Origin of the sequence: Bacillus sp. DWP3-1, assembly GCF_049896565.1 — a bacterium.
GTDB lineage: Bacteria > Bacillota > Bacilli > Bacillales > Bacillaceae > Bacillus.
Window position 1 is genome coordinate 23,249 of record NZ_JAFCUN010000005.1, and the last position, 12,411, is coordinate 35,659.

The 12,411-nt window shown below is 41.0% G+C and carries 9 protein-coding genes, 1 pseudogene and 1 other annotated feature; of the genes and pseudogenes, 6 read left to right on the top strand and 4 right to left on the bottom strand.

Annotation, left to right across the window (positions count from 1 at the left end; genetic code table 11):
- Positions 1-312 precede the first annotated feature (312 nt).
- From ACP7A0_RS11990 to guaA, 5 genes are all read left to right on the top strand, one after another.
- Positions 313-1,212 carry a cation diffusion facilitator family transporter gene (locus ACP7A0_RS11990; protein WP_060595662.1) on the top strand — a complete coding sequence of 300 codons (900 nt, stop codon included), beginning with the start codon at positions 313-315 and terminating at the stop codon, positions 1,210-1,212.
- A 102-nt stretch (positions 1,213-1,314) separates the two neighbouring features.
- Positions 1,315-2,277: an AAA family ATPase gene (locus ACP7A0_RS11995; protein ID WP_060595663.1), complete on the top strand. Its 963-nt coding sequence runs from the start codon at positions 1,315-1,317 to the stop codon at positions 2,275-2,277.
- Entirely contained in the window at positions 2,274-3,464 is a 1,191-nt protein-coding gene (locus ACP7A0_RS12000; RefSeq protein WP_106031420.1) for a DUF58 domain-containing protein, read from the top strand. The genes ACP7A0_RS11995 and ACP7A0_RS12000 overlap by 4 nt, the downstream gene beginning before the upstream one ends.
- Before the next feature lie 9 nt (positions 3,465-3,473).
- Positions 3,474-5,675 (top strand): DUF4129 domain-containing transglutaminase family protein, encoded by a 2,202-nt coding sequence (locus tag ACP7A0_RS12005; RefSeq protein WP_106039496.1) that lies wholly within the window; start codon positions 3,474-3,476, stop codon positions 5,673-5,675.
- A 186-nt stretch (positions 5,676-5,861) separates the two neighbouring features.
- Positions 5,862-7,403 carry a glutamine-hydrolyzing GMP synthase gene (gene guaA, locus ACP7A0_RS12010; RefSeq protein ID WP_375566977.1) on the top strand — a complete coding sequence of 514 codons (1,542 nt, stop codon included), beginning with the start codon at positions 5,862-5,864 and terminating at the stop codon, positions 7,401-7,403.
- Between the two features lie 88 nt (positions 7,404-7,491).
- Here guaA and ACP7A0_RS12015 read toward each other — a convergent pair whose 3' ends face one another.
- The 4 genes from ACP7A0_RS12015 to ACP7A0_RS12030 all read right to left on the bottom strand — a co-directional run bounded on the left by ACP7A0_RS12015 (position 7,492) and on the right by ACP7A0_RS12030 (position 12,133).
- Positions 7,492-7,968, bottom strand: a complete 477-nt coding sequence (locus ACP7A0_RS12015; protein WP_106038368.1) for a YbaK/EbsC family protein — start codon at positions 7,966-7,968, stop codon at positions 7,492-7,494.
- A gap of 19 nt (positions 7,969-7,987) precedes the next feature.
- Entirely contained in the window at positions 7,988-9,043 is a 1,056-nt protein-coding gene (locus ACP7A0_RS12020) for a helix-turn-helix domain-containing protein (RefSeq protein ID WP_095286051.1), read from the bottom strand.
- Positions 9,044-10,705 (bottom strand): 2-isopropylmalate synthase, encoded by a 1,662-nt coding sequence (locus tag ACP7A0_RS12025; RefSeq protein ID WP_095286050.1) that lies wholly within the window; start codon positions 10,703-10,705, stop codon positions 9,044-9,046.
- 56 nt (positions 10,706-10,761) lie between these two features.
- Positions 10,762-11,026: a binding site (T-box leader), on the bottom strand.
- Between the two features lie 219 nt (positions 11,027-11,245).
- Entirely contained in the window at positions 11,246-12,133 is an 888-nt protein-coding gene (locus ACP7A0_RS12030) for a helix-turn-helix domain-containing protein (RefSeq protein ID WP_375566982.1), read from the bottom strand.
- Between the two features lie 104 nt (positions 12,134-12,237).
- On the opposite strand from ACP7A0_RS12030, the pseudogene ACP7A0_RS12035 reads away from it, so the two are divergent.
- Positions 12,238-12,315, top strand: a pseudogene (locus ACP7A0_RS12035) (hypothetical protein); the annotation flags it as partial.
- Between the last annotated feature and the right edge of the window lie 96 nt (positions 12,316-12,411).

Below are 12,411 nucleotides of genomic sequence, written 5' to 3' on the forward strand. Positions count from 1 at the left end.
TTTCCTCTGTTCATTCTTAAAAATAGCATAAGATAGGATGGGGAGAAGTTGTCTCTCAAAATAAAATTATTCTGACAATTTTCCAGAAAGAGTAATATTGCCAGATGTTCATCACAGAGTGAATTGGAAAAAGGTTGATGGGAGTAGGTCTTGAGGTCAATTGACCTTATAAAAATAAGTTTACTTAGGTCAACACATTTCTATGTATCCTATTTTGCTGACACAAGCGAATCATGTTGCTGTAGACCCACACGGGCTTTGCTTTGTAAGATAAATAATAGAAAAGTGATGTGTGAGGAGGCGCGGTTCGACATGGAGCGCTATAACGAATTAAGACAAGGTGAAACAGGTGCTTGGGTCAGCATCATTGCCTATGTGATCTTATCAGCGGTGAAACTTCTAATTGGGTATGTGTTTCATTCAGAGGCTCTTTCGGCAGATGGATTGAATAATACGACGGATATTATTGCATCCCTTGCTGTGTTGATTGGGCTGCGTATTTCTCAAAAGCCGCCTGATGAAGATCATCCATACGGTCATTTTCGAGCAGAGAATATTGCGTCTCTTGTGGCGTCCTTTATTATGATGCTTGTTGGACTTCAGGTTCTGCTGAGTGCGGGCCGGTCGCTCTTCTCATCTGAGCATCAAACGCCCGATATGATCGCAGCTTGGACGGCAGCAGGAAGTGCTGTGGTGATGTACGGCGTGTATATTTACAACCGCAATCTGTCCAAACGGATCAATAGCCAGGCTCTTCATGCAGCAGCAGCTGATAATAAATCAGATGCGTATGTGAGTATTGGAACATTTGTAGGGATTATCGCCTCTCAATTTCAGCTGGCATGGATTGATACGCTTGCAGCGTTTGTCATTGGCCTCATTATTTGTAAAACGGCGTGGGAGATTTTCAGAGATGCTTCTCATTCGTTAACGGACGGTTTTCATATAAAAGATATGTCCAAATATAAAGAGACCATTGAAGCAACACCTGGAGTGGGCGATTTGAAAGATATTAAGGCACGGTATCTCGGAAGTACGGTCCATGTGGATGTAGTAGTGGAGGTCGAGCCGCACTTGAACATTGCAGAAAGCCATGATATTGCAGATGAGATCGAACGTAGAATGAAGAAGGAACATGATATTTTACACTCTCATGTTCATATGGAGCCAGCAGGTGAGACAAAAGAAGAGAAGAAGTCTTTTCCATCGTGAGAAGGCTTCTTTTTTCTACATGCTGATGTTTTATGCAAATGCGCGTTGTATGGTAAAGTTAGACTATATGAAATTTAACGGAAACGTGATAGGAGGATCAGGATGGCATTTGATGAACCGATGCATTCAGATTTACAAAAAATCGTAGATAACATCAATAAAGTCATGGTTGGGAAAAAAGACATTGCGATATTAAGCCTTGTTGCGATTTTGGCGAAGGGGCATGTGCTACTAGAGGATGTGCCTGGTGTTGGGAAGACGATGATGGTTCGTGCTTTGGCAAAATCGATTGGCTGTGAGTTTAAGCGAATCCAATTCACTCCTGACCTTTTGCCTTCAGATGTAACAGGTGTGTCGATTTATAATAAAAAGACAAATGAATTTGAATTTAGGCAAGGACCGATTATGGGGCAGATTATTTTGGCTGATGAGATCAACCGGACCTCTCCTAAAACACAGTCGGCATTGCTCGAAGCGATGGAGGAAGGCAGTGTCACAGTGGACGGAGAAACCATGCCGCTTGCGGATCCTTTTTTCGTCATGGCGACGCAGAATCCAGTGGAATATGAAGGGACCTATCCGCTCCCAGAAGCGCAAATGGACCGGTTTTTATTCAAGCTGCAAATGGGGTATCCGACCATGCTGGAGGAGCTGGAGGTGCTCAATTTGCAGGAAAAGCAGTCCCCGATTAATACGCTCCAAGCAGTGATGACAAAGGATCATATCCATGCGTTGCAGCAAGCTGTTCAGACCATTCATGTGGATGCATCCATTAAAGAATATATTGTGGAAATCGCTCAAGCGACGCGTCAACATCCATCTGTTTATTTAGGTGTGAGTCCAAGGGGATCGATCGCCCTCATGAAAGCGGCTCAGGCGTATGCACTGTTGAATCAGCGAGATTATGTGATTCCTGATGATGTACAGTATTTGGCGCCATATACATTGCCGCATCGAATGATTTTGACATCAGAAGCGACGTATGAAGGGAAGAAGGCGGAGACACTGCTGCGACAAATGCTTGAGCAAATTGGCGTGCCAGTTCAAAAGTCGATGACTCAATGAAGTCACGTCATCGTTTCGCTGTTTCATTATGGTTACGGGTAATGATGCTCATCATCCTCACTGCGGCAGTCTTTTGTTATGCCATGTTTCAGGGGGGGTTTGTGAGTTGGTTCCTTTTTTATGCATTTTTACCATATACTTTGTATGCTTTGCTGTTTGCGCTCATTCCGCTGCGAGCGACAGCCAAAAGGACATTACAGCAAACCCGCTTGAAGGCGGGAGACGTGCTGTCCGTTGACCTTGAAATCAAGCGGACAAATCCATTTCCATACGTTTACGTCTTGATTGAGGATGATCCGCCGGACACCTTTCATTTACAGGAACAAATTGAAATGAAGCAAATGCTGTTTCCTTGGTTTCGAAAAACGTGGCGTTTTTCCTATCAATTGAACGATGTCATGCGCGGGGAACATCATTTGGCAGCGGTTCGAATCAAAACGGGTGATATGTTTGGTTTTGTGGAGAAAGAAGTGATCATTCTGTTAGAAAAAAAGCTGCTTGTCTATCCGAAAATGCTGGATCTTCAGGTGGAGTCAGCTGAGTCAGCGAATGAAAATGGAGGCAAAGCGGTTCACTCGTGGTTCAATGAACCGACCCATGTGACAACAGGCGTGCGGGAATACCAGCAAGGAGACCGTTTTGCTTGGGTGGACTGGAAGACGACGGCTAGAAGGGATCAGCTGATGACGAAGGAATTTGAACAGAATCAAACAAAGGATCTTGTCGTGTTTGCTGATTTTACAGATGAAGCGGTTTTTGAGACCGTCGTGTCTATTACAGCTTCTGTTCTCCAAACGGCAGTGAAAAAAGGGGTGCCTTCAGGTTTTGTACCTCTAGGAGATCAGCATGCCTTTCGAGTGGATCAAGGAGAACTTCATTTACAGGACATGCTCTATTATTTAACAAGGGTGCAGCATCAACCTTCTCGCGCACAAGAATATAAGGCGTTAGCAGCGAGTGAGTACCAGCACTCTGGAAAATATGTCGTCACGGGTCAGCTGCAAGAAGAGCTTGCTGCGAGCCTGCTTGGAAATCGAAACAGAAAGAACATCACTGTTCTTTTAGTGAAGAGAGCTTTAGATCGATTCACGACAAAAGAAAAACAGCTTGTAGACCGGCTCAAGGCATCTGGAATACGCACGACCCTTTTATTTGAAGACCGGCTGCACGAAAGAACTGTGAGGTGACAAACATTTATGCTGCATACGCATCAGCGGCAAAGCCGTTTTGAGTTGTTCATCTATTATGCTGTAGCATTTCTGCTGCTTTGGGAGTGGCTTCGTCCGCTTCAAGATTTTACAGAGACGAGTCATACGTCTTATTTCATCATTTTTATAGGGCTTACGTGTTTGTTTACATTCTTTCGTTTGAAGTGGTATGTGACGTTTCCTATTTGTACTGGCATGATCTTGCTCGCCTTATATTTGATCTTTTATCAAGCAGAGCCAAGCTATCCGGCTGCATTATTTGCTGATATCAAAGATAATATCACCTTCATGAGCACAGGCATGTGGAGTGACATGTACCCCTCCTTCCGCACATTATTGTTTTATATTTTGCTGTGGCTGCTTGTCTACTTGCTTCATTATTGGGTGGTCTATCAGCAGCGTATCTTTTTCTTTTTACTCATGACGATTGTGTATGTCACGATTCTGGATACGTTTACGCCATATAATGCTGCCTTTGCGATCGTTCGCATTATGGTGTTTGGTTTTTGTTTGCTTGGGTTGCTGTATTTCGATCGACTGCGTTCGGCTGAAGGCATCCGGGTGTCACAGAAGGCGCGTCTAAAATGGTTTTTGCCCATGTTGGCGCTCGTTCTTCTATCAGCGGCACTCGGCGCTTCTTTGCCAAAGTCTGATCCGAAATGGCCTGATCCTGTCCCGTTTTTTAAGGCGGTCACGAATCAAGATGGTACAGCCGGGCAGAATAAAGTGGGATATAGTACAGATGATTCATCGCTTGGCGGACCGTTTAGTGAGGATCGCACACCGGTCTTTAAATGGAGCGGAAAGAAGCCATCTTACTTTCGTGTCGAAACAAAAAGCATCTACACAGGAAAGGGCTGGGAGGATGCCTCAAATGATACAAAGCCTACTCGGCTAAAGGACGACGATGTGCCAAATCGGTGGTTTACCGAGCGTGTAAAAACAGAGGTGCACGAAACGAGAGTCGATATGGAATCTGACTATCGATTTAATCATGCTGTCTATCCGATTGGGACGATCACTCTGATGCCAATGGAAAATATTCCGCTGCAAATGATGGGGAAAACGGAAAAAATTGTCCCATCCAGTCAAAATCCGCCGAAAAATTTAGGGAACTACCAAGTCACCTTCTTATCTCCTACATTTATCCTTGAGGATTTGCAGAGGATTAAAGTGCCAACAAAGAAGCAGGTAAATCAGGAGGTTGGCCGTGAATACTTGCAGCTTCCTTCCTCATTGCCAGAGCGTGTGAAGACGCTGGCAAACAGCTTAACGGAAACGAAGGATAATATGTATGATAAAACCAAAGCGATCGAGGATTATTTAGGATCTGCGAAGTTTTCATATGAAACGCAAAATGTCGCTGTGCCTGGTCGTAATGAAGATTATGTAGACCAATTTTTATTTGATACGATGGTCGGCTACTGTGATAACTTTTCATCCTCTATGATTGTGATGCTTCGTTCGATCGGGATTCCGGCGAGATGGGTGAAAGGGTATACGTCAGGTCAGTTATATGAAACACAGATGGATGGAGACAATGTGTATGAAGTGACCAATAACAATGCGCATTCATGGGTAGAGGTTTATTTTCCAAACAGAGGCTGGGTCACCTTCGAACCGACAAAAGGATTTACGAACCCAGAGACATTTACGAATGAAGCCGTTTCAAGCGATCAAACGGATGATCAAAAGAAAGAAGATCAGCCTAGCTCTGATGCACGCGAAGATCAGCCGGCAGAACAGCCGCAGCAGCAGGAGACAGAGCAGCCGGCAGAACCAAAGAAACAAACAGCACAAGCAAAGCCAAGTATGGTGCATGTTGGTTCGATCTTGGGATTTGCGGCAGGATCTATGGTCCTTCTAGGGTTGATGAGCTGGCTACTTTATCGATTCAGAGCAAGATGGCTGCCATTCTTTATTGTGAGAAAGGTGAAAGGTCTGCCAGAGGAGGAAGCATTCTTCTATGCGTATGCTGCTCTATTAAAGCAGCTGAAGCGCAGGGGAATTGAGAAAAAACCTGGCATGACGCTAAGAGAATTTGCTTCATTGATCGATGACAAGCATGGAGATCATCGCATGTCAGAGCTGACGCAGTTCTATGAGCGGGCACTCTATCGACGAGAGGATGCGTCGGTGCTTTGGCGGCAATCGGCAAAGTTATGGGAAAATTTAATAAACAGGAGATAGTCTTGACCCCGTACCTTCCTGTTGTTAGAATAGGTGAATATTAAAACCTTCTAAAATACATGAAATTGAAGCGTTCGGATGTGAGTCTGGGCGCTTCAAAAGCGTGATTCACACTGAGAGCAGGTTTTCTCCTCTCATTTTTTCTGTGCGTTTATAAAAAACTATATTGGACATAGAGGTGACACCATGACAAATTTAGTAAATGAAATGATTTTGGTTCTAGATTTCGGCAGTCAGTACAATCAGCTGATCACACGCCGTATTCGTGAATTTGGTGTGTACAGTGAGCTTCATCCGCACACTTTAACTGCTGAAGAAATTAAAGAAATGGCGCCTAAAGGAATCATCCTTTCTGGCGGACCGAACAGTGTTTATGATGAAGGATCTTTCCGCTGTGATGAAAAGATTTTTGATCTAGACATTCCGGTTCTAGGCATTTGCTACGGCATGCAGCTCATGACTCACTATTTAGGCGGGAAAGTAGAAGCAGCAAGCCAGCGTGAATATGGAAAAGCAGATATCCACATTAATGGAACGCCTGCTTTATTCAAAGACCTTCCGACTGATCAAGTCGTTTGGATGAGCCATGGTGACCTCGTTGTTGAAGTACCAGAAGGCTTTACAGTTGATGCAACAAGTGCACATTGTCCAAACTCAGCGATGAGCTTAGCTGAGAAGAATTTTTATGGTGTTCAGTTCCACCCAGAGGTTCGTCACTCTGAGTACGGAAATGACCTATTGAAAAACTTTGTCTTCGGCGTGTGTGACTGCGGTGGCAAATGGTCAATGGAGAACTTCATTGAAATCGAAATGCAGAAAATCCGTGAAACAGTAGGCGACAAGCAAGTATTGTGCGCACTAAGCGGCGGTGTGGATTCATCTGTTGTGGCGGTATTGATCCACAAAGCAATCGGCGATCAGCTGACATGTATTTTCGTTGACCACGGTCTTCTTCGCAAAGGCGAAGCAGAAGGGGTTATGAAAACATTTAGCGAAGGTTTCAACATGAACGTGATTAAAGTAGATGCGAAAGATCGTTTCTTAAATAAGCTAAAAGGTGTATCTGATCCTGAGCAAAAACGTAAAATCATCGGTAACGAATTCATCTATGTATTCGATGATGAATCGGACAAGCTAAAAGGAATCGACTACTTAGCACAAGGAACACTTTATACAGACATCATTGAGAGCGGAACAGCAACGGCACAAACAATCAAATCTCACCACAACGTAGGCGGTCTTCCAGAAGACATGCAGTTCGAATTGATTGAGCCTTTGAATACACTATTCAAGGATGAAGTCCGTGCCCTAGGTTCAGAGCTGGGCATTCCTGACGACATCGTCTGGAGACAGCCATTCCCAGGTCCAGGACTAGGTATCCGTGTACTAGGTGAAATTTCTGAAGAAAAACTAGAAATCGTCCGTGAATCGGATGCGATTCTACGCGAAGAAATTGCCAACTTCGGCCTTGAGCGCGACATCTGGCAATACTTCACGGTTCTCCCAGACATCCGCAGCGTAGGCGTCATGGGTGACGCAAGAACATACGACTACACAATCGGTATCCGTGCTGTTACTTCGATTGATGGGATGACGAGTGACTGGGCAAGAATCCCTTGGGATGTGCTTGAAAAGATCTCAACTCGTATCGTGAATGAAGTGAAGCATATTAACCGCGTGGTGTATGATATTACGAGTAAGCCGCCTGCTACGATTGAGTGGGAATAATTGTAAAAGAGCTAGAAACCTTTGTGTATCAATGGTTTCTAGCTCTTTTTTATTTTTAACTGTACTTTTCCCTTCCGTCTTCATGTGTTCATTCATCATTCCATCCCTTACACACATCAATCCATTGTGAATAACCGGAGTATTTTTCTAATTGTTTTATTGTGAGTTCAATAGCACTGTTACTGCTCCCGCAGGCTGGATAGACTGTCTCAAAACGTTTTAGTGAAATATCTAAATAAACAGAAACGCCATTCTTTAAAGCAAAAGGACATACTCCGCCAATTTCATGACCGACCAAGTCAACGACCTCATGAGGAGAAAGCATTTTAGCTTTTGTTTTAAAATATTCCTTGAATTTTTTGTTATCAACTTTTGCATCGCCAGAGGTCACAACTAAAATAGCTTGTCCATTTACTAGAAAGGAGAGTGTTTTTGCGATTCTTTCAGGTTCGCAGCCCAATGCAGAAGCAGCCAAGTCTACGGTGGCACTAGACACTGAAAATTCTTGAATTCGAGTATCCATATCATATTGTTTAAAATAATCTTTTACTTGTTTGATGGACATTATCATTTCTCCCTCTTTATTATCTATTATTTAATCGATATTGATGTGGTGTTAGGTGATACTTTCTCTTAAATAAACGAATGAAATGCTCTACATTTTGATAACCAACGGCTGCCGCAATATGATCTACTTGTGAATTGCTGCCAGTGAGCATTTCGCAGGCTTTTTCCAATCTTATTTCTTGTCTAATCTCACTAAATGATTTGCCAAGCTTACGAGCTATATATTTTGACAGATAAGATTGTGAAAGGTTAAATTTCTCTGCCATCTCCTGGATGGTGATATGCTCACAACATTGCTGAATATATTGGAGCATTTGAATAATACGTATATCACGATATTGTTTGACCTGATTTACGTTCATATGACTTGGTTTGAATCTTAATAAGAGACATAATAATATCTCAAACAAATTATTCATAATCAACTGGTAACTAGGAAACCGATTATAATTTTCTGTAAATAGTTGAAGAGAGCAGTCTAGCAAATGTTTATCCAAGTGACTATGGAAAATAAGAATATTTTTATTTTCTTTTATATACAATGCATTCAAAAAGAATTCTGAAATGACATTATTTCCTTTTAACATTTTAAAAAACACTTTTTGAAAAGTACTCTTACGGATCATGATTTGCATGGCGATTGTATTCTCCATTACAATTGGCTTGTGTATGGTGTCAGGTGGAATAAAGGCAATATCTCCTGATTTTAAAGTCATTTTTTTGTCTTCCACTTCTACATACATCTCATTTTCCAGAACATAGATCATTTCAAAGAAATCATGGATAGCCGACAATTGAGGCATAAAACGGCTATACTTTCTCACTTCGATATCTTTCTCCTGATCTAACCACATGGTATCTTCCTTTTCAAATTCGTTCTGCCCTTTTTGCAAAAATTCTTCTATATATATTTGCTTATGCATTAAATTGTGTTTATCATAATCCTTCAAAAATAATTGCAATGATTGATTGTCATGCTTTTTCTGTTGGTATTGTTGATAAAAGATTTCTTGCTCGTTATATTCTCTTAAATATTGCATCACTTCATGTTTTTCAAGTTTATCTTTTTCCATCTACATCCAAACCTCTAGTTTATTTACTGCAACCACCAGGGCCTTCACTGTTGCTTCTATAATATCTTTATCAATTCCAGCACCCCAATGCATTTTTCCTTGATATGAAATTCCAATCTGTGCACAGGCTTTTGCTTGGGAATCTTTGCCCAAAGAATTCTGTTCATAGACTTCCAAAACATACTCGAGATGAAAATATGCTTTTAACGCATTACTGATGGCATCTAAACTTCCAGTGCCAGTTCCTTGTATTTCAATTTGTTGATTATCTCTCAGCAAAGTTAAGGTGACTTCCTGCTTCTCTCCTTTATGAAATTGATAATCAAGCAGCTGGAAATGAGGGTGATAATCAACATACTGTTCTTTAAAAACATGATATATTTCTTCGACAGACAATTCCTTACTTGCCTGATCAGATACTTTCTTCGCTTCATATCCCATGGCTTCGTTCATTTGATAAGGAAGTTGAATGCCATAATTTGTTTCTAGTATATAGCCTATGCCGCCTTTTCCAGACTGGCTATTGATTCGAATCACATCCGTTTGATAATTCCTACCCAAGTCAACTGGATCTACTGGGATATACGGAACGTCCCATTTATCAACTTTATTTTCTTTTCTATATTTCATACCTTTAGATATCGCATCTTGATGTGAACCAGAGAATGCGGTGAAAACCATCTCCCCAGAATAGGGCTGCCTCTCGGGAACAGTGATTTTTGTTAGTTTTTCATATTTTTTACGAATAGCTTCTAGGTTATTGAAATTCAATTTTGGATCATAACCTTGTGAATACATATTCATCGCCAAGGTAATTAAGTCTACATTCCCTGTACGTTCACCGATACCAAATAATGTACCTTCGACTCTTTCTGCGCCAGCTAGAGCACCAAATTCTGCATCACTCACCCCAGAGCCACGGTCATTATGAGGATGAACAGATAATGTCACACTGTCTCGGTAAGACAGATTTTTGTGTATATACTCAATCTGACTTGCAAAGATATGAGGCATTGAATATTCAACTGTTGTCGGAATATTGATGATCGCTTTATGATTTGGTGTCGGTTTCCAAATATCTAAAACACTATTACAAATATCTAACGCATAATCAACTTCTGTTCCTGGAAAGCTTTCAGGACTATATTGAAAATAAATATCACTATTTGTTTTTTCGGCCAGTTCTTTTACTAAAATAGCTCCATCAATGGCAATTTGTTTAATTTCATCTTTTGTTTTCTTAAATACCTGTCTGCGCTGCGCTTCTGAAGTCGAATTATATAAATGAACAATCGCTTTCGGTACTCCCTTAATGGCTTCGAAGGTTCGGCGGATAATATGCTCTCTCGCTTGTGTGATCACCATAATCGTGACATCGTCTGGAATCATATGATGATCAATCAGTGTCCGTAATAGCCTAAACTCCGTATCAGAAGCAGCTGGAAATGCGATTTCAATTTCTTTAAAACCTATCTCTACTAGTAACTGAAACATTTCCAATTTTTCTTCTAAATTCATAGGAATAGGTAATGCTTGATTTCCATCCCGTAAGTCCACACTGCACCATATCGGAGCACTTTCTAATGTTTCTTTCTTCACCCAATCATAAGTAAGGTTCGGTGGCAAAAAGTATTTCTTTTCGTATTTTTTGTGGTTAAACATAATCGATTCCTCCTGTAATTGGAATATAAAAAAAGCCTATCATCTCCAAGATTTAACTTGGAGACGAAAGACTTCTTCTTACGCGGTACCACCCCTGTTTCATGATAACCATACATTATCATGCCCTTATTCGGATACAGATTGTTATATCTTATATCCTTCCCATATAACGGTGGGGTGCCGACCTTAACTACATCAATACTTTTCATTTCACTAAGGCTACTCTAAGGTGAGTTCCCTACCTTTTTGTTATTGCTTCTCATCAACCAGCAACTTTCTGAAAACATTTCGGCAAGTACTATTCCTTATCATCGCATTCTAATTTTTCTGATTTTTTCTATTATACCAAGTCTACAAAAAAGAGATAGTGATAGGGATATCTTTTTTAATTGATTTTTTTTGTTCTATGGGTGCTTATCTTTAATCCTCTTCACCAAATAAAATTCCAAGGCCACAAATAAAGGTGAGTGAATTCATAGCGAACAATAAAATCGCACCAATTTTTTTCATGGCAATTAACCTCCTCTTAAATTCAGTCTGCTAGCCTTCAAAATTTAAATTCACTGGTTCATCCTCTAAATGATCCACGGTATTTTGTTCTGTCACTGGCACACTTTCATCTACAATTTTAAAACTAAGTTCGTCCATCCAAATGTGACCTGGACCATGTAGTAATATGCCAAACGCAATGACTTCACTTTTGACTGGAACATCCAATACTACACTAAAATGATTCCAGCCGTTTGTTCCTGTAATGGGACGGTTCATCATGTTGTCAAACGCAAGAACTTCACCTGAAGAATGGTCAATCCTCATCCATAAACCAGCTGAACCTTTCACATCTTCGCTTTTGACAAAAGCAGAAAATTGAAGGCGTTCTCCACGGTAACGATCAGACTTAATTTGCTGCATCAAGGTCGCAAATCCTCGTGCTTTTTCATCCTTTGACTTCAGGTAAGCGGAGTACGTACCACTGTGTACAATTCTGTCATCCAAACCTGTTTCATAGTCAGATGGTGTTTCTCCCGTCATAATCCAGCCGGTAGGTGTGTTCTTATTTGCAGCCATATTCATTTCCTCCTTATCAATGACATTCCTTAGTAATCTCCGATAACGTGCGGGTGACATATCATAGATCTTCTTAAAGGCTCTAGTGAAGGATTCCTGTGAACCAAATCGATACTGCAATGCAATGTCAATCACCCTTTGGTCCGTATGAATTAAATCCTTCGCCGCTTGGGTCATTCGACGTTCCCTTATATAATCGACAACTGACTTCTTAATCACTTTTTTGAATATACGGTGAAAGTGAAACCTAGAATAACCAGCGTGTTTCGCTAGAGTTTGAAATGGTAAATCATCTTTCAGATGCTGTTCAATATAATTCAATGTTTCTTGAATCGTTTTCTCATGTTCTTGATAGGACAACCGAGCACCTCCTTGCCTTACGAGTTTAGTATAGCGGAAATGCTTTGTAGGAAATTTGACTTTTTGTGCTATGTTGTAATTTTAGAATGGACCTTCTAGTCCTAGGTTTAGGACTGGGTATCCGTGTACTGGGTGGAGTTTCTGAAGAAGAACTTGAAATCGTACGGGAAGCGGATGCGATTTACACTAAGAAATCTTTCTTGAACATAAAAAAGAGTAGTCGATAAAATAAATGGAGAAGTATTTACTTTTTGCTTTATATTTTAATTAGTATTAGT

Excerpts from the sequence above, each read along its gene's own strand:
- ACP7A0_RS11990 (WP_060595662.1), top strand. The coding sequence starts at position 313 with ATGGAGCGCTATAACGAATTAAGACAAGGTGAAACAGGTGCTTGGGTC.
- ACP7A0_RS11995 (WP_060595663.1), top strand. The coding sequence starts at position 1,315 with ATGGCATTTGATGAACCGATGCATTCAGATTTACAAAAAATCGTAGAT.
- ACP7A0_RS12015 (WP_106038368.1), bottom strand. The coding sequence starts at position 7,968 with ATGTCCATCAAACAAGTAAAAGATTATTTTAAACAATATGATATGGAT.
- ACP7A0_RS12005 (WP_106039496.1), top strand. The coding sequence starts at position 3,474 with ATGCTGCATACGCATCAGCGGCAAAGCCGTTTTGAGTTGTTCATCTAT.
- ACP7A0_RS12025 (WP_095286050.1), bottom strand. The coding sequence starts at position 10,705 with ATGTTTAACCACAAAAAATACGAAAAGAAATACTTTTTGCCACCGAAC.
- ACP7A0_RS12000 (WP_106031420.1), top strand. The coding sequence starts at position 2,274 with ATGAAGTCACGTCATCGTTTCGCTGTTTCATTATGGTTACGGGTAATG.
- ACP7A0_RS12020 (WP_095286051.1), bottom strand. The coding sequence starts at position 9,043 with ATGGAAAAAGATAAACTTGAAAAACATGAAGTGATGCAATATTTAAGA.
- guaA (WP_375566977.1), top strand. The coding sequence starts at position 5,862 with ATGACAAATTTAGTAAATGAAATGATTTTGGTTCTAGATTTCGGCAGT.